The sequence below is a fragment of the Micromonospora sp. NPDC049559 genome (genome assembly GCF_040676675.1).
Classification (GTDB): Bacteria; Actinomycetota; Actinomycetes; order Mycobacteriales; family Micromonosporaceae; genus JBFAPK01.
The window spans coordinates 1-17,620 of sequence record NZ_JBFAPK010000057.1; the positions used below are offsets into that span (position 1 = coordinate 1).

General features: G+C 72.8%; 15 protein-coding genes and 2 pseudogenes. 13 read left to right on the top strand and 4 right to left on the bottom strand.

Annotation, left to right across the window (positions count from 1 at the left end; all coding sequences use genetic code 11):
- Nucleotides 1-582: pseudogene (locus tag AB0J86_RS36550) on the bottom strand (hypothetical protein); the annotation flags it as partial.
- Nucleotides 583-799: 217 nt separating this feature from the next.
- On the opposite strand from AB0J86_RS36550, the gene thrB reads away from it, so the two are divergent.
- Nucleotides 800-1,876, top strand: coding sequence for a homoserine kinase (gene thrB, locus AB0J86_RS36555; RefSeq protein WP_363862695.1), 1,077 nt, complete (start codon nt 800-802; stop codon nt 1,874-1,876).
- Nucleotides 1,877-2,173: 297 nt separating this feature from the next.
- Nucleotides 2,174-4,060, top strand: coding sequence for a transcription termination factor Rho (gene rho / locus AB0J86_RS36560; protein ID WP_363862698.1), 1,887 nt, complete (start codon nt 2,174-2,176; stop codon nt 4,058-4,060).
- Nucleotides 4,061-4,238: 178 nt separating this feature from the next.
- Here the strand turns inward: rho and AB0J86_RS36565 are convergent, their stop codons facing one another.
- Nucleotides 4,239-5,135, bottom strand: a complete 897-nt coding sequence (locus AB0J86_RS36565) for an AAA family ATPase (protein ID WP_363862701.1) — start codon at nt 5,133-5,135, stop codon at nt 4,239-4,241.
- Entirely contained in the window at nt 5,135-6,232 is a 1,098-nt protein-coding gene (locus tag AB0J86_RS36570) for an RNA ligase (protein WP_363862704.1), read from the bottom strand. Before AB0J86_RS36570 ends, AB0J86_RS36565 begins: the two co-directional genes overlap by 1 nt.
- Before the next feature lie 212 nt (nt 6,233-6,444).
- On the opposite strand from AB0J86_RS36570, the gene rpmE reads away from it, so the two are divergent.
- On the top strand, nt 6,445-6,669 hold the full coding sequence (gene rpmE, locus AB0J86_RS36575; protein ID WP_363862707.1) for a 50S ribosomal protein L31: 225 nt from the start codon (nt 6,445-6,447) through the stop codon (nt 6,667-6,669).
- A 201-nt stretch (nt 6,670-6,870) separates the two neighbouring features.
- Nucleotides 6,871-7,959, top strand: a complete 1,089-nt coding sequence (gene prfA, locus AB0J86_RS36580; protein WP_363862710.1) for a peptide chain release factor 1 — start codon at nt 6,871-6,873, stop codon at nt 7,957-7,959.
- 147 nt (nt 7,960-8,106) lie between these two features.
- On the opposite strand, the gene AB0J86_RS36585 is transcribed toward prfA, so the two are convergent.
- Nucleotides 8,107-9,645, bottom strand: a complete 1,539-nt coding sequence (locus tag AB0J86_RS36585; protein ID WP_363862713.1) for a GGDEF domain-containing protein — start codon at nt 9,643-9,645, stop codon at nt 8,107-8,109.
- An 80-nt stretch (nt 9,646-9,725) separates the two neighbouring features.
- On the opposite strand from AB0J86_RS36585, the gene prmC reads away from it, so the two are divergent.
- The 9 genes and pseudogenes from prmC to AB0J86_RS36630 all read left to right on the top strand — a co-directional run bounded on the left by prmC (nt 9,726) and on the right by AB0J86_RS36630 (nt 17,592).
- Nucleotides 9,726-10,649, top strand: a complete 924-nt coding sequence (prmC, locus tag AB0J86_RS36590) for a peptide chain release factor N(5)-glutamine methyltransferase (protein WP_363862716.1) — start codon at nt 9,726-9,728, stop codon at nt 10,647-10,649.
- Nucleotides 10,646-11,333 (top strand): annotated as a pseudogene (locus AB0J86_RS36595) (L-threonylcarbamoyladenylate synthase). Before prmC ends, AB0J86_RS36595 begins: the two are co-directional and overlap by 4 nt.
- Nucleotides 11,334-11,984, top strand: coding sequence for a phosphotyrosine protein phosphatase (locus AB0J86_RS36600; RefSeq protein WP_363862719.1), 651 nt, complete (start codon nt 11,334-11,336; stop codon nt 11,982-11,984). It abuts the pseudogene before it with no gap.
- 179 nt (nt 11,985-12,163) lie between these two features.
- The gene (locus AB0J86_RS36605) at nt 12,164-14,263 is read left to right on the top strand and encodes a transglycosylase domain-containing protein (protein WP_363862722.1); all 2,100 of its coding nucleotides are present in this window, start codon (nt 12,164-12,166) and stop codon (nt 14,261-14,263) included.
- Nucleotides 14,264-14,295: 32 nt separating this feature from the next.
- On the top strand, nt 14,296-15,588 hold the full coding sequence (glyA, locus tag AB0J86_RS36610) for a serine hydroxymethyltransferase (protein ID WP_363862725.1): 1,293 nt from the start codon (nt 14,296-14,298) through the stop codon (nt 15,586-15,588).
- A 34-nt stretch (nt 15,589-15,622) separates the two neighbouring features.
- Nucleotides 15,623-16,051 carry a hypothetical protein gene (locus tag AB0J86_RS36615; RefSeq protein WP_363862809.1) on the top strand — a complete coding sequence of 143 codons (429 nt, stop codon included), beginning with the start codon at nt 15,623-15,625 and terminating at the stop codon, nt 16,049-16,051.
- 196 nt (nt 16,052-16,247) lie between these two features.
- Entirely contained in the window at nt 16,248-16,484 is a 237-nt protein-coding gene (locus AB0J86_RS36620; RefSeq protein WP_363862727.1) for an AtpZ/AtpI family protein, read from the top strand.
- 12 nt (nt 16,485-16,496) lie between these two features.
- Entirely contained in the window at nt 16,497-17,294 is a 798-nt protein-coding gene (atpB, locus tag AB0J86_RS36625) for a F0F1 ATP synthase subunit A (RefSeq protein ID WP_363862730.1), read from the top strand.
- A gap of 67 nt (nt 17,295-17,361) precedes the next feature.
- Nucleotides 17,362-17,592 carry a F0F1 ATP synthase subunit C gene (locus tag AB0J86_RS36630; RefSeq protein ID WP_363862733.1) on the top strand — a complete coding sequence of 77 codons (231 nt, stop codon included), beginning with the start codon at nt 17,362-17,364 and terminating at the stop codon, nt 17,590-17,592.
- Nucleotides 17,593-17,620: the final 28 nt, after the last annotated feature.

Here is a 17,620-nt window from a genome sequence, read left to right on the forward strand (position 1 = left end):
GCCAGGGCGGCGGTCGTCTCGGCGAGCCGTTCGGGGTCGTCGGTGGGCCGGAACGACGCGACGAAGAGCACCGCCGCGTCGGTCAGCTCGGCGGCCGGCCGGGGGAGCGCTCGCCGGGATGCCGCCCGACCCGACGCCGCCGGCGGGCGCGCCGCCCGGTCCGGCGCCGAAGGTCGCAACGCCGCCGGGGGCGAAGCCGGCCGGGGGAGCGCTCGCCGGGGCCGGTGCCGGCGGGGTCGGGGCGGCCGTGGCCGTCCGGCCCCGGCTCACCGCGGCCCCCAGGAGCAGGCCGATGCCGCCCGCGTGCCAGACCCCCAGCAGGGCTCCCACGCCGATGCTGATCGGCCCGAACTGGCTCGCCGAGAGGTGCCGGTCTGTGATGATCCAGGGGACCGCGATCTGCCAGGCCGACGTCATCAGCGTGCCGATCAGCAGCATCCCGATGCCGGCGACGGCGAGCGAGAAGGGCCGCCCGGGCCGGTTCCGGCGGCGTACGACGACCAGGACCAGCCCCGCCAGCAGTACCAGCATCATCGGCGACTGCACGACCAACTGCGTGGCCAGGGCGCTCAGTTCCAGCACTCTTTCTCCGTTCTGTCCCGTGCTCGGTGACCCGTCCGGCCGGGGGTGTCGTACCGGGCGCGCCGCGCCCGCGGCCGGCACCGCCGAGTGGCCGGGGTCACCGTACCGAGGGGATGCCACGGGCGCGGAACCCGGGCGCGGCGCGCCGTGCCCACCCGCTGGGACCGGCGGCTGTGCGAGGCCGCGTACGGTCCGGGCCAGGGCCTAGCATGTGCCGATGAGCCTGACCTTCGTTACCGAGCCGGTGCGGGTACGGGCGCCGGCGACCAGTGCGAATCTCGGGCCGGGCTTCGACGCGCTGGGCCTCGCGCTCGCGCTCTACGACGACGTGACCGCCCGGGTGGCGCCGGCCGGCTGCCGGGTGCGGGTGACCGGCGAGGGCGCCGAGGAGCTGCCCGGCGACGACACCCACCTGGTGGTGCGGGCGATGCGGGCCACCTTCGACGTGCTCGGGGGCCAGCCGCGCGGCCTGGTGGTGGAGTGCGTCAACCGGATCCCGCAGGCGCGCGGCCTCGGCTCCTCCTCGGCCGCGATCGTCGCCGGGGTGCTGCTGGCCCGCGCCCTGGTCCGCGACGGCGAGCGGCTGCTGGACGAGGCGGCGACGCTGCGGCTCGCGGCGCGGCTGGAGGGCCATCCGGACAACGTCGCGCCCTGCCTGCTCGGCGGCTTCACCATCGCCTGGACCGAGGGGGAGCGGACGGCTGCTCGGCCCGAGGGGGAGCGGGCGGCCGGGGTCGCCGGTGCCGCCGGGGCCGCTGTGGCGCCCGTGACGGAGGGGACCGTTGGGACGCCGGCCGTCTCGCTCGCCTCGCCAGCGGGGGCCGCCGGGGCGCGGGCGGTCTCGCTCGCGCCGGCGGCGGGGGTGCGGCCCGTGGTCTTCGTACCCGTGGAGCGGGGGCTGACCGCCCATGCCCGGGCGGCGTTGCCGGCGTCCGTGCCGCATCCGGACGCCGCCCGCAACGCGGGACGCGCGGCGCTGTTGGTGCACGCGCTCACCGCCGCTCCCGGGTTGCTCTATCCGGCCACCGAGGATCACCTGCACCAGCGGTACCGCGCAGCGGGCATGCCGGGAACGTACGCGCTGGTCACGGCGTTGCGTACGGAGGGAGTGGCCGCGGTGGTGAGCGGCGCCGGACCCACGGTGCTGGCGCTCTCCGAACTGCCCGAGGGATTCGAACCGGGAATGGGTTGGACCGCCCTGCCGTTGCCGATAGACGTCAACGGTGCCCGGGTCTATGGGGGTAGACTGGGACACGCCGAGCGGGACCCTGTTGCCGCAGGTCGGAAGAGTTGATTACGCTCTAGACTTAGCACAGCCGCGAAGCACCGCGATCTCTGCGGGTCGGCGCACCCCCGAAGCTTTCGGCGGTTAGCGCGTCTCACCCCTGCCTAGGCCCACGCCGCACCGCAGTTCTCCACAGGTCGCCGCAGACGGCGAGACCTGCTCACCGATGTCTGGTGAGTCGGGAAACCGACCGGCTGCTGTGTTACAGACTCCCGCGACGCGTCATGCGAGGCGGGTGCACCGAGGCCGCCCGGCCACCTAGCTTCCAGTCCCGGGCAGCCCCGGCCTATCGAGGGAAGGAATCCATTGAGCGACACCACCGACGTGACGTCGGATGTTTCCAACGTCGCTGGCGAAGCCACCGCAGGTCCCGCCCGCCGTCGGCGGACCGGCACCGGTCTGTCGGCGATGCTGCTGCCAGAGCTGCAGAGCCTGGCCGCGTCGCTCGGCATCTCCGGTACGGCCCGGATGCGCAAGGGCGAGCTGATCGCCGCCATCTCCGAGCGGCAGGGCGGCAACGCCGCGGCCGCCGGTAGCGCCCCGCGTCCGCGTGCAGAGGTCGCGGCAGCCGCCGCTCCGGCTCGGGACGAGGTACGCGCCGAGGTGCGCGACAGCGGGGACCGGGCGGAGGTCGATCGGCGCGGTGCCGACGCGGCCGCAGTGCAGACCGCGGAGCCGACCGAGGCCGTCGAGGGGCGCACCCGCGGATCCCGCCGGTCGCGGAGTTCGGTCGCGACGGCCGAGCCGCGTACCGACGAGGCGCCGGCGGCCACCGAGCCGGCCGAGCGGAACGAGCGCGGCGAGCGCGGCGAGGGCCGCAACGGCCGGGAGCGGGGCGAGCGCGGTGAGCGCGGCGACCGGGGCGAGCGCGCGGAGCGCGGCGACCGGAACGAGCGTGGTGGCCAGCGCGACAACCGCGACAACCGGGACAACGACGGCGAGGACGACGGCGAGGGCGGCGGACGCCGCAGCCGGCGCAGCCGGTTCCGGGACCGTCGGCGTGGCCGGGGCGAGCGCGCCGAGGGCGGCGAGAGCGGCCGGGAGCCGCAGGTCAACGAGGACGACGTCCTCGTACCGGTGGCCGGCATCATCGACGTGCTCGACAACTACGCGTTCGTGCGCACCACCGGGTACCTCTCCGGCCCGAACGACGTGTACGTCTCCATGTCGCAGGTGAAGAAGTACGGCCTGCGCCGCGGCGACGCGGTCACGGGCGCGGTACGGACGGCCCGCGAGGGCGAGCAGCGGCGGGACAAGTACAACCCGCTGGTCCGGCTCGACACCATCAACGGGATGGACCCGGACGAGGCCAAGCGGCGCCCGGAGTTCTACAAGCTGACCCCGCTCTACCCGCAGGAGCGCCTGCGGCTGGAGACGGAGCCGCACATCCTCACCACCCGCGTGATCGACCTGGTCATGCCGATCGGCAAGGGCCAGCGGGCGCTGATCGTCTCCCCGCCCAAGGCGGGTAAGACGATGGTGTTGCAGGCGATCGCGAACGCGATCACCCACAACAACCCGGAATGTCACCTGATGGTGGTGCTCGTCGACGAGCGCCCCGAAGAGGTGACCGACATGCAGCGCTCGGTCAAGGGCGAGGTGATCGCCGCGACGTTCGACCGGCCGCCGCAGGACCACACCACGGTCGCGGAGCTGGCGATCGAGCGGGCGAAGCGGCTGGTCGAGCTGGGTCACGACGTGGTCGTCCTGCTCGACTCGGTGACGCGGCTCGGCCGGTCGTACAACCTGGCCGCGCCGGCCAGCGGCCGGATCATGTCCGGCGGTATCGACTCGACCGCGCTCTACCCGCCGAAGCGGTTCCTCGGCGCGGCGCGCAACATCGAGAACGGCGGCTCCCTGACCATCCTCGCCACCGCGCTGGTGGAGACCGGATCCATGATGGACACGGTCATCTTCGAGGAGTTCAAGGGCACCGGCAACGCGGAGCTGAAGCTGGACCGGAAGATCGCCGACAAGCGGGTCTTCCCGGCGATCGACATCCACCCGTCCGGCACCCGCAAGGAGGAGATCCTGCTGGCGCCGGAGGAGTTGGCGATCACGCACAAGCTGCGCAAGGTGCTGCACTCGCTGGACTCGCAGGCGGCGCTGGATCTCCTGCTGGACCGGCTCAAGCAGTCCCGGACCAACATCGAGTTCCTGATGCAGATCGCCAAGTCGACACCGGGGGAGTAGTCCGCCGGGTGACCACGCCGGAGGGGCGTGGACCGGATCGCCGTTCGCGATCGGGTCCGCGCCCCTTCTGCCGTCCGCCCCCGCCACCCGCCCCCGCCCCGTCGATCTAGGGCAAATCCACGTGATTGGAGATCAGCTAACGCGGATTTGCCCTAGATCGACGGGGCGGGGGCCGGGGTCAGAAGTCGCCCTCGGCGACCTGGAAGACCGTCAGCCCGAGGTCCCGCCACATGCGGACCACCTGCTGGCGGTCGTCGAAGACCCCGACCACCCGGTAACGGTCCCGGATCTCCCGATCGAAGATCTCGCGCTTGACGACGGAGTCCTTGCGCCGGTCGCCCTCCGCCCGCATGTAGAGCGCGAGGTACGGCACCCCCACGTGCAGGTCGAGCCACGCCTCGGTCGTCTCCCGGCAGGAGTCGTCCCGCCCGGAGCAGAAGACCACGCCGTACCCGGCGGAGTGCATGGCCCGTACCGCCGCGATCACCGACTGGTTCGGCAGGTCCTCGCCGACCCGGCTCATGTCGTACGGGCTGCGCCCGTGCATCAACGCGACCGTGCCGTCGATGTCGACCAGCACCACCTCCGGCGCGTCGCCGGGCGGGGTGTAGACCCGCGCCGGCCCGCCCGGCTGGACGTACGGGACGGGCAGCGGCAGACTCCGGCCGGCCAGGTACCGCTCGTGCATCCGCCGGATCGCCGCCTCGCCGACCCGGTCCTCTTCCGGCCGGTCGGCGTCCCGGCGGACGCACTCGTCGACCGGTACGTCGGTGAAGTCGTGCACCTCGAAGCTGGCGCCGAAGCGCGCGGCCAGCTCGGCCCACTCCCGTACCGTCTTGGCGCGCAGGTTGGTGTCGTCCACGCAGACGTCCACCCGCGCCCGCAGCAGCGCCTCGACCTGCGCGCGCTGGGCGGTGGTGACCTGCCCCTCGGCCCACTGGGTGAAGAGCCGCTCGCCGTGCAGCATGCGCCGCAGGTCGTCCCGGTTGACCCGGACCACGCCCGGCTGGAGCTTGCGGGCGAAGGTGGTCTTGCCGGAGGCCGGCAGGCCGCGGGTGACGATCAGTCGGGTCATCAGGAGTCCTGCTCGGAGTCGTACGGGGTCAGCTCGGCGGCCGGACGGACCTGGCGCCAGAGCAGCGGCCGGTAGTCCTTGCCGTCCAGCCGCAGGAAGAGGGCCTTGCGGTCCGGGTAGCTCCGGACCCGCTCGGCGAAGTCCCGCCGGCTCCAGCCCGCCGGCAGGGTGCCCAGGATCTCACCGTACGCCGCCTCGATCCGGGCGGCGTGCGCCTCCACGGAGGCGGTCAGCTCCTCGGCCACCCCGCGTACCCAGGCGTGGAACTCGTCGGGCAGCGGCTCGGCGAGCGCGTCGAGGCTGCCGCCGCTGACGAGGACGTCCCAGACGGCGCGGGCGTTGAGGCCGGTCACCAGCCGGTGCAGCCGCAGGTACTCGGCGTACTTGATCTTCACTCGCTGGTCGGTGTCCGGCCAGTGCACCACCAGCCCCTCCCGGTTCGGGCGGGGCGGGGCCGCGAGCGCCTCGGCCAGCGTGCCGTACGGCAGCCGCTCGACCACCGGACCCGGCCAGTCCGGCACGGCCTCCGGGCCGTACGTGCGGCCGGTGGCGATCTCGACGGCGCCCAGCAGCACCAGGTCGTCCAGGCCCTGGTAGTCGAGCACGATCCGGTTCGCCGGGTAGATCACCTCGGTGAGCACGGTGAGGCCCGGCGGCGGCGCGAATCCGGCGTACCGCTCGCGCAGCAGCCGGGTCGCGTGCCGCGCCTGGGCGGAGGCGAACGACCCGCGGGTGGCCACCGCGAGGCCGTCGCGGGCGGGGTAGAGGATGCCGAGCGAGCCGTCGGACTTGTCCGTCACCACGGCCGGCGCCTGCCAGCGCGGCAGCGGCGCGCCGGGCTGGTCGTGGTTGAAGAACTTCGGGAAGGGCCGCGCCAGGACCGCCCCGGTCACCTCGTCGACGATCAGGCCGCGGCAGGCGAGGGTCACGGGCGTCCAGGCGTTCGTGTACGTGCACGCCTCGGTGTAGTTGTAGATCAGCAGCGGTGCGTCGGGATGGCGCTGGGCGCGTACGAGACCGGCCGCGACGGCCTCGGCCAGGGCGGCGGGATCGAGTACGGCGTGCAGCGGGGTCACCGGGGTGAGGGCGGCGGTCACGGGGCATGCCTTCCGGCGGGGCGGGAATGCTGTCGGGGTTGATCACGTTATCCATGCCGGACCAGGAGTGTCAGCCCGATTTCGTCCGGGCCGGCGCCCTCTGGCAGACTGGCCAGTCGGCCACCGGTTCCGGTTCACGCCAGAGTTCGGCACGCGATCGTGACGAGCGGTGACGGCGACCCGGCGACCACCGCAGAGAGGACCGAAGCGACATGAAGCCCAACATCCACCCCGAGTACGTCACCACCGAGGTCTCGTGCTCGTGCGGCAACACCTTCACGACCCGCAGCACGGCCAAGGGCGGGCAGATCCACGTCGAGACCTGCAGCGCCTGCCACCCGTTCTACACCGGCAAGCAGCGTGTCCTCGACACCGCCGGTCGGGTCGCCAAGTTCCAGCAGAAGTACGCGAACGTCCAGGCCAAGAAGGCCAAGTAGCAACTCCGACGGCGCCCGTGTCCGGTTTCGCACCGGACACGGGCGCCGTCCGTATGGCGGCGGGTTTCGGGTGTCGGCGCTTTCCGCCCAGGACGGGTGCCGAGCCACCCAGGGCGGGTGTCGAGTAGGGCGAGGGAGTACGAGCGTGAGCGAGCGGGTCAACCGGCCCCGGGCCGGCGGCGAGCGGACCGGGGCGCGGCGATGAGCAGCGAGCGGCTCGCCGCGCTCCTGGAGGAGTACGCGGAACTGGAGAAGCGGCTCGCCGATCCGGCGATCCACGCCGACCAGAACACCGCCCGCCGGGTCGGCCGGCGCTTCGCCGAGCTCACCCCGATCCACAAGGCCGCCGGCGAGTTGGACCAGGCCCGGGCCGACCTGGCCGCCGCCCGCGAGCTGGCGGCTGAGGACCCGTCCTTCGCCACCGAGGCGGAGACCCTCGCGGCCGGACTGCCGGCGCTGGAGCAGCGCCTCGCCGAGCTGCTCATGCCGCGCGACCCGCACGACGCCAAGGATGTGATCGTCGAGATCAAGGCGGGCGAGGGCGGCGAGGAGTCGGCGCTCTTCGCGGGCGACCTGCTCCGGATGTACCTGCGCTACGCCGAGCGGCGCGGCTGGGTCACCGAGGTGCTGGACGCGCAGGACTCGGACCTCGGCGGGGTCAAGGACGTCTCGCTCGCGGTCAAGACGCGCGGCGTCCCGGAGGGCGGCAACGGCGTCTGGTCACGGTTGAAGTGGGAGGGCGGCGTGCACCGGGTCCAGCGGGTTCCGGTGACCGAGTCGCAGGGGCGCATCCACACCAGCGCCGCCGGGGTGCTGGTGCTGCCCGAGGCCGAGGAGGTCGACGTCACCATCGACCCCAACGACCTGCGCATCGACGTCTACCGTTCGTCCGGTCCGGGCGGGCAGTCCGTCAACACCACCGACTCGGCGGTACGGATCACCCACCTGCCGACCGGGATCGTGGTCTCCTGCCAGAACGAGAAGAGCCAGCTGCAGAACCGGGAGCAGGCGATGCGGATCCTGCGTGCCCGGCTGCTGGCCGCGGCCCAGGAGCAGGCCGACGCCGCGGCCTCCGACGCGCGCCGCTCGCAGGTGCGTACCGTCGACCGCTCCGAGCGGATCCGCACCTACAACTTCCCGCAGAACCGGATCACCGATCACCGGATCGGCTACACCGCCTACAACCTGGACCTGGTGCTCGCGGGCGACCTCGACGGGGTGCTCGACGCGCTGAGCGAGGCGGACCGGTCGGCGCGGCTCGCCGGGGAGACGGAGCTGGCCCGCCGCTGAGCCGGGCAGGGACGTACCGCGCGGCCGGGTAGCGGTCGGGCGCGCGGCTGGGTGGCGGTCCGCACCGCCGAGCCGGGTAGCGGTCTGGCGCGCCGGTCCGCGCCGCCGAGCGGGGTCTCGGCGCGGGGGTGCCTCGGCCCGGCGCGCTCAGGAGGCGAGGCGGGGGCGGGCCTTGGCCCGGAGCATCTCCCGGTCGGCCAGCTCGAAGGCGGTACGTAGCCCGCCCGGCCCGGCGACCTCGGCGAAGCCGACGGTGACGCCGACCGGCGTACCGGGGACCAGCGACTCCCAGTCCTCCGCGTGCACGGCCGCCGTGATTCGCCGGCTCACCTCCGCGGCCTCGGCCATGCCGGCGCCGGGCAGCACCACCACGAACTCGTCGCCGCCGTAGCGCGCCACGAAGTCGCCCCGGCGCATCACCCGGTTGATCACGCCCGCCACCCGTTGCAGTACCAGATCGCCGGAGTGGTGGCCGTGGGCGGTGTTCACGGCCTTGAACCCGTCCAGGTCGCAGACCCCGAGCGCGGCGCGTTCGCCCCGGCCCACCATCGCCGCCACGTACCGTTCCAGCCGGCGCCGGTTGGGCAGGCCGGTGAGCGGATCGGTCAGCGCCTCACCCTCGTACCGGGCCGCCTCGCGGCGCATCTCCTCGTGGTCGAGCCGGGCGGCGATCCCGTCCACGTAGACGTCGCGCAGCCGGTCCAGCCGCTGGGCGGCGAGCCGGAAGGCGTGCCGGTCGGCCGCGTGCGCCGCCGCGTGGTCGCCCGCCCGGGCGTAGGTCAGGCTCAACAGCCGGGCGTGCTCGGCCGCGCCGAGCGTCTCCGCGCCGACGGTGGCGGTCCGCAGCCGGGCCATCGCCTCGATCGGTCGCCCGCCGGCGATGGCGAGGCAGGCCGCACCGAGCAGGCGCATGTCGCGTACCCGGGAGCTGTCCCCGCCCCGGGAGAGCAGGGTGGCCGGCTCGGCGCCGGCGGCGGACTCCCGCGCGTCGCCGAGCGCGGCCCGGCGGGCCACCGAGTAGCCGTACGCGGCGAGGCCGCTGGGGCGCAGCCGGTCGGTGGTCCCGCTCTCCAGGAAGCGTTCGAGGTCGCTGCCCATGTCGCGGAGCACCCGCAGGCAGCCGTCGCTGTCGCCGTTGTGGTCGAGCGCGACGGCGTTGCGCAGCCGGATCCCGGGCGCCGCGAACGTCTCCTCCGGGATGCCGGCGGCGAGGCCGAGCTGGCGGGCGCGTTCGATCGCGCTCAGCGCGTAGCCGTGGAAGCTGAGGTACGAGTACGCCATGGCGAGGTCGTGCCAGCCCCAGGCGGTCTCCCGGTCCGGGTCCTCGACCGCGCCGAGCGCCCGGGCGCCCTGGACCAGGTGGGTGACGCAGCGGTCGAGCGCGCCCTGGTGGTGCGCGGCGAGCGCGGCCAGCGCGTGCAGGTGCCCGTGCAGGTACGGCTCGGTGAGGTCGCGGGCGGCGTCGAAGGCCTGCTCGACGGCGGTGGTGAACTCCGCCGTGCGGCCCAGGTTGATCACCGCGGAGAGCCGCTGGAGCAACGCGTCGGCCCGCGTGTACGGGTCGTCGGAGGTCTTCAGCACCTGGTCGAGCAGGAGCGACGCGTCGGCGGACCGGCTGCTCTCCTGGAGCGCACGGGCCTGCCGGAGGACATCGGCCTGGTCGACGACCCGGTCGAGCCAGCTCACGCAACCTCCTGAAGATCCGGCGAGCCAGAGCGTGCGGTACCCACGGGGCGACGGTGCCGGCCGCCGTCCATGATTATGTCGTGACCCGTATCGTCGAACAGCCCGCCGAAGGGCCGAAAAGGCAGCGGCCGCAGGGGCCGGTGGCCCGCTCGGCCGAGGTGCTGGCCAGGGCCGGGATCGGCCCGGCGCGGGTGGAGGCGGAGCTGCTGGCGGCGCACGTGCTGGCGGTGCCCCGGGGCCGGCTCTTGCTCGCGGACGGCTTCACGCCGGAGCAGCTCGCCGGCTACGAGGAACTGGTCTCCCGCCGGGCGCGCCGCGAGCCCCTGCAACACCTGCTCGGTTCGGCGGCCTTCCGGTACCTGGAGCTGGCGGTCGGGCCGGGCGTCTTCGTACCGCGCCCGGAGACCGAGCTGCTCGCCGGCTGGGGGATCGACCGGGCCCGGGAGGTGCTGGCGGAGCGGGGCGAGGTCACCGTGGTCGACCTGTGCAGCGGTACGGGGGCGATCGCGCTGTCGGTGGCGCACGAGGTACCGGCCGCGGCGGTGACCGCCGTCGAGCGGGCCGCCCCGGCGCTGGAGTGGCTGCGCCGCAACGCCGCCGAGCGGGCGGCCGCCGGCGACCGGCCGGTCGAGGTGGTCGCCGCGGACGTGACCCGGCCCGGGCTGTTGGCGGGGCTCGCGGGGCGGGTCGACGTGGTGCTCTGCAACCCGCCGTACGTCCCGGAGGGAACCGTCGTGGGACCGGAGGTGGCCGGGTACGACCCGGCGGACGCCGTCTTCGGCGGCCCGGACGGGCTGGCGGTGATCCGGCCGCTGGTCGACCGGGTGGCCGAGCTGCTCCGCCCCGGCGGCGCGTTCGGCGTGGAGCACGACGACACCCACGGCGAGGCGGTACCGGCCCTGCTGGGGGTGGGCGGGCGGTTCGTCGGGATCGAGGAGCGGCACGACCTTGCCGGTCGTCCCCGGTTCGTCACCGCCGTCCGGGCCGGCGCGCCCACCGCGTGACCGGGTCGCCGCGCGGGCGTGGCAGACTGACTTCCCGTGATGCTCTATGACTGTCGGTCCCTCGCGGAGCGGGACCGTGGCATCGCCGCGGCGATCGAGGCGGTCAAGAACGGCGAGCTCGTCGTCCTCCCGACCGACACGGTGTACGGCATCGGGGCCGATGCCTTCACCCCGTACGCGGTCACGGCGCTGCTGAACGCGAAGGGTCGCGGCCGCAACGTGCCGCCCCCGGTGCTGGTGGGCTCCCGGCACACCCTCGACGGACTGGTCTTCTCGCTCCCGCCGGTCGCCCGCGACCTGGTCGAGGCCTTCTGGCCCGGCGCGCTCACGGTGGTGGTCGAGCACTCGCCGAGCCTGCAGTGGGACCTCGGCGACACCGGAGGCACGGTGGCGGTGCGGATGCCGCTGCACCCGGTCGCGCTGGAGGTGCTCCGGGAGACCGGTCCGATGGCCGTCTCGTCGGCCAACAAGCACGGTCAGCCGGCCGCGGTCACCGCCGAGGAGGCCCGCGACCAGCTCGGCTACTCGGTGCGTACCTACCTGGAGGCGGGGCCCTGCCCCGACCCGGTGCCCAGCACGATCGTCGACGTCACCGGCGAGGTGCCGCGGGTACTGCGGGCCGGCGCGATCCCGTTGCAGAAGCTGCGGGACGTCGTGCCGGACATCCAGGGCCAGGAGTCCTGAGTGCCGCCCTTCACCGTCCTGCACGTCTGCATGGGGAACATCTGCCGCTCCCCGATGGCGGAGCGGCTGCTCGCCCTCGCGGTACTGCGCCGGGTGGAGCGGCTCGCGGGCGAGGGCGGGCCGGCCGGCGGCGCCCCGGGCGGAACCGAGCCGGCCGACCTGGCCGAGACGCTGGTGCACAGCCACAGCGCCGGTACCGGTGGCTGGCACGCGGGCGAGGAGATGAACCCGCCCGCGGCCCGGCAGGTCCAGCGGCGCGGGGGCGACGTGACCGGCTTTCTCGCCCGCAAGCTGCGCTCCGACCAGATCGACGCCGCCGACCTGGTGCTGACGGCCACGGCCGACCAGCAGGAGTACGTGCTGGCGCTGCGGCCCGACGCCGCCGACCGGACCTTCGTGCTCGGCGAGTTCGGCCGGTTGCTCGCCGCGCTGGACCCGGCGGCGCTGCCGCCGGCGGAGCCGACCCCCGAGGAGGTCTACGCGCGCGGGGTCGCCCTGGTCGCGGCGGCGGCCGCGGCCCGGCAGGGCGAGTCGCCGCTGCCCGGGGACGACCTCGACGACCCGTGGGGGCGGGGCGACCAGTGTTTCACCCGGGTGGCCGACGAGATCGAGACCACCGTGCAGCCGCTGGCGGCCGTGCTCCTGCCCTGACCGGGTCGCCGCCCGGCGGCAACCCGCCCGCGCGGGGAGCGTGCCGCTGGGTGCGGCTGTGACGGTCCTGTGTACCGGCCCACAATCTGCTGGTTATTGCGCAGAAAGCGGGCGCAAGGCGGCCATTCTCGGGCACTGTTGACGAGTTCTCACCTTGGAACCCGTCCGAGAGGTGACGCATGTCCGCCCGATCCCGCTCCGGCAAGCTGGCCACGCTGCTCCTGACCGGGGCGCTGGCCGGCCTGGTCGTGGCCGCCGTCGCGCTCCCGGCCAACCTGCTGGTGGGGCGGGGGCTGAACCTGATGAGCATGGCGTACGAGGACCTGCCGAGCGACCTGAAGACGCCGCCGACGGCGCAGCGCTCGTACCTCTACGCCAACGACGGCAAGACCCTGGTCACCTCCTTCTACACGGAGAACCGGACGGACGTGCCGCTGGACGCCGTCGCGCCGACCATGCGGCAGGCGATGGTGGCCGCCGAGGACACCCGCTTCTACCAGCACGGCGGGGTCGACCTGCGCAGCGTGGTCCGGGCCCTGGTGGCCAACCGGGGCGGCGAGGTACGCCAGGGCGCCTCGACCCTGACCATGCAGTACGTCCGCAACGTGCTCAAGACCGACCCGAACCTGACGCCCGAGCAGCGGGAGGCGGCCACCGCCACCACGTTCGGCCGCAAGGTCCAGGAGATGCGGTACGCGCTGACGCTGGAGAAGGAGCTCTCCAAGGACGAGATCCTGAACCGCTACCTGAACATCGCCTACTTCGGGGCCGGGGCGTACGGCATCTCGGCGGCGAGCGAACGCTACTTCTCCAAGCCACCGGGTCAGCTGACCCTTGCCGAGTCGGCGACGCTCGCCGGGCTGGTGCAGTCCCCGGACACCGACGACCCGATCGACAACGACCCGGCGGCGGCGCTGGGGCGCCGGTCGTACGTGCTGGACCAGATGGCTCGGATGAAGGTGATCTCGCCGGCCGACGCGGAGCGGGCCAAGGCCGGGCCGCTCGGACTGCACCCGAAGAACGAGCCGAGCGGCTGCGCCGCCACCGGCGTCGAGCACCCCGACTGGGGCTTCTTCTGCGACTACTTCGTGCAGTGGTGGGACACCCAGCCGGCCTTCGGCAAGACGGTGGCCGAGCGGGAGCAGGCGCTGCGGCAGGGCGGCTACACGATCGTCAGCTCGCTCGACCCGGACATCCAGGCCAAGGCCGTGCAGCAGGCGCTGACGGTGTACGGCTACAACAACAAGCGGGCGGTACCGATGGCGGTGGTGCAGCCCGGTACCGGCCGGGTGCTGTCGCTCGCGGTGAACCGGCACTACAGTCTCGACCCCAACCCGAAGGGGCAGAAGACCTACCCGAACACGGTCAACCAGCTCGTGGCCGGTGGCGGCACCATCGAGGGGTACCAGGCGGGCTCGACGTTCAAGATGTTCACCATGCTCGCCGCGCTGGAGGCCGGCGCGCCGCTGAACACCGGCTTCGACTCGCCGTCGCGGCTGCTCACGAACTACCCGGTGAGCGGGCCCGCGAGCTGCGGCGGTTACTGGTGCCCGTCGAACGCCAACCCGTCGTGGATGGACGGGTACCGCACCATGTGGACGGGCTTCGGGCGCTCGGTCAACACGTACTTCGTCCAGCTGGAGCAGCAGGTCGGCGCCGACAAGGCGGTGGCGATGGCGCAGCGGCTGGGGATCAGGTTCCGTGCCGCGAACGACGCCAAGCTGGCCCGGGACGGGGCGCGCGGCTGGGGCGCCTTCACCCTCGGCGTGGCCGCCACGACCCCGCTCGACCTCGCCAACGCGTACGCGACCGTGGCGGCCGAGGGGACGTACTGCGCGCCGCTGCCGGTCAACTCGATCACCGACTCGGCCGGTCACGTCGCCGCCGCCGGCAACCCGTCCTGCAAGCGGGTGCTCGAACCGGACATCGCCCGGGCCGCGACCGACGCCGCCCGCTGCCCGGTGGGCGACCAGTCGACGTACCGCACCTGTGACGGCGGCACCGCCACCCAGGTGCACGACATCATGGGCGGGCGCCCGGTGGCCGGCAAGACCGGCAGCTCGGAGGAGAACGCGACCGAGACGTTCGCGATGTTCACCCCGCAGCTCGCGGCGGCGGCCATCGCGGCGAACCCGGACGACCCGGGCGACCACGTCGGGTCGGCGATCCAGCTCAACGTGGTCGACGCGGTCGCCCGTACGCTGGCCGCCGCGCTGAAGGGCGAGCCGCAGGTGGACTTCAAGTCGCCGAGCATGGCCACCGCGTTCGGGCTGAACTGAGCCCGGTCGGGACACCACCTAGACTCGTCGCTGTGAACCCGACCAGCACCGACACCTTCTGGGGGCCGGACTTCGAGCAGCTGCGGGCGACCGACCCGGAGATCGCCTCGGTGGTCCTCGGCGAGTTGGACCGCCTCCGCGGCGGCCTGCAGCTGATCGCCAGCGAGAACCTCACCTCGCCCGCGGTGCTGGCCGCGCTCGGCTCGACCCTGACGAACAAGTACGCCGAGGGCTATCCCGGCCGGCGCTACTACGGCGGTTGCGCCGAGGTCGACCGGGCCGAGGAGATCGGCGTGGCGCGGGCCCGCGAGCTCTTCGACGCCGAGCACGCCAACCTGCAGCCGCACTCGGGCGCGAGCGCCAACCTGGCCGCGTACGCCGCGCTGGTGCAGCCGGGGGACACGGTGCTGGCGATGGACCTGCCGCACGGCGGGCACCTGACCCACGGCAGCCGGGTGAACTTCTCGGGTCGGTGGTTCGCCACGGTCGGCTACCACGTCCGGCAGGACACCGAGTTGATCGACTACGACGAGGTGCGGGACCTGGCCCTCGAACACCGGCCGAAGATGATCATCTGCGGCGCCACCGCGTATCCGCGTCTGATCGACTTCGCCCGGTTCCGGGAGATCGCCGACGAGGTCGACGCGTACCTGATGGTCGACGCCGCGCATTTCATCGGGCTGGTCGCCGGGCGCGCGATCCCCTCTCCGGTGCCGTACGCCGACGTCGTCTGTGCCACCACCCACAAGGTGCTGCGCGGCCCGCGCGGCGGCATGATCCTCTGCCGCGAGTCGCTGGCCGAGCGGATCGACAAGGCGGTCTTCCCGTTCACCCAGGGCGGTCCGCTGATGCACGCGGTCGCGGCGAAGGCGGTCGCGTTGCGCGAGGCCGCGCTGCCGGAGTTCCAGGCGTACGCCGCCCAGGTGGTCCGCAACGCCCAGGCGCTCGCCGCCGGGCTGGCGGCCGAGGGGATGCGTCCCGTCTCCGGCGGTACCGACACCCACCTGACCCTGGTCGACCTGCGCGAGCTGGGGGTGACCGGGCGGCTCGCCGAGGAGCGCTGCGACGCCGCGCGGATCACGCTGAACAAGAACGCCATCCCGTACGACCCGCAGAAGCCGATGACGGCCTCGGGGATCCGGGTCGGTACCGCGAGCGTCACCACCCAGGGGATGCGGGAGCCGGAGATGCGCCAGATCGCCACCCTGATCTCCCGCGCGGTGCGCACCGATCCGGCCGGGCCGGGCGGTACCGAGACGCTGGCCGACCTGGCCAGCGAGGTCGGCGAGCTGGTGGCGCGCTTCCCGGTGTACCCGCGTGGCTGAGCGCGCGGGCACCGACGTGCGGGCCGCCGGCTCGATCGACCCGGCGGCGTCGGACGACCGCCGGTGGAGATTGCGACATTTGCCGGTTCTACTGGGCGTGTCGGGCGTCGCGCTGGTCGTGGCGGCCGTTCTCGGCGGACTGCTCGCCGGCGGCGTCGGCGCGGTCGGGGCCCCGATCGGCGTCGCGATCGTCACTCTCAGCTACACGCTCTCCACGCTCGTGATCGCCTGGGCCGACTCGGTCAACCCGCAACTGGTGCTCGCCGTCGGGCTCGCCGCGTACGCCACGAAGTTCACCCTGCTCGGGGTGATCATGAGCGTGGTGGCGTCCTCCGGCTGGGCGGGGTTGGTGCCGCTCTGCCTGGGTGTGGCCGCCGGCGTGGTGCTCTGGACCGGTACCCACATCTGGTGGATCAGCACCGTACACGCCCGGCGCGTCCGGGGCGGAGAAATGTCGCGCTGACGCGCCGCGTTGACCAGCGCTTGTCCCACGATCCGGACGGCACTCAGAAAACTGTCAGTGATCGGTCATTTCTTGAGTGGCCGAAGCGGAGTAGCGTGCCCCAGAGACGACGCGACCGCCCGAGGCCCACACAACTTAGGTTGTGCGGGGGGCGAGTCACAGCCTCATCTTCCCGGCTGATATCGTTCGCCCCGTCATGGCCGGTGACCAAACCCCCCAACCCGCTGGCACTCCGGACGACGTTCCGCCCGGTGCCGGTCAGGGCTGGACTGCGCTCGCGTACCTGATGACCGGGATGTTGTTCTGGGGCTTCATCGGCTGGCTGGTCGACCGCTGGTTCGACACCGGGGGCGTTGCCACCGGGATCGGAACGGTGGTCGGTGCGGCCGCGGGCATCTACCTGGTTGTCCGCCGGCTCGGCACGCCGAACTAGGGAAGGGACGCGGTGATCGGACAGGCGCTCGCTCTCAAGAGTGAGGTTCCGTTTCCACCTAGCGTGGAAGATTTCTACCTGCCCAGCATCCTGCCCTGGGGTGAGCACAACAACTACTGGGTCACCAAGATCACCGTCCTGGTCTGGCTCGCGGCCGCGGCGATCATCATCTACTTCCTGCTGAGCTACCGGAACCCGCAACTGGTCCCGACCAAGAAGCAGTGGATCGCCGAGTCGATCTACGGCTTCGTCCGGAACAACGTCGCGGTCGACATGCTCGGCCACCGGGGCGTGGCCTTCGCGCCGTACTTCACGACGCTCTTCTGCTTCGTGCTGCTGACGAACTTCTTCAGCATCCTGCCGGTGGTGCAGATCTCGCCGAACTCGCACATCGCCTTCCCGACGGTGCTCGCGGTGATCAGCTACGTGCTCTTCATCTACGTGGGCATCCGGCATCACGGGTTCGTCAAGTTCTTCCGCAACGCGCTGATCCCGCCGGCGCCGTGGTTCATCCTGCCGCTGCTGATCCCGATCGAGTTCTTCTCGACCTTCATCGTTCGGCCGATCACGCTGGCGCTGCGTCTCTTCGCGAACATGTTCGCCGGGCACATGATCCTGCTGGTCTTCACGCTCGGTGGCTTCGTACTGCTCAACTCGGAGAGCCTCTTCATCAAGCCCGCCTCGGTGGTCTCCTGGGCGATGTCGATCGCCCTGACCTTCCTCGAGCTGCTGGTGATCGTCCTGCAGGCGTACGTCTTCGTGGTGCTGACCGCGAGCTACGTGCAGGGCGCGCTCGCCGACGAGCACTGATCCACAACCGCACCATCGTTGCCGTCCCGCGTGACAGTCACGCGAGATAACCAGGAGGAACCAACTAATGGAACTCGCCGCAGTTAGTGGCAGCCTCGCCGCCATCGGTTACGGCCTCGCCGCCATCGGTCCCGGCATCGGCGTCGGCCTGGTCTTCGCCGCCTACATCCAGTCGACCGCGCGTCAGCCCGAGTCGTCCCGGATGACCCTGCCGTACGTCTGGATCGGCTTCGCCGTCATCGAGGCGCTGGCGCTGCTCGGCATCGCGTTCGGCTTCATCTGGGCCCAGGGCCAGTAACCTCCGCGACTTTCCGAACGGGAGGTGT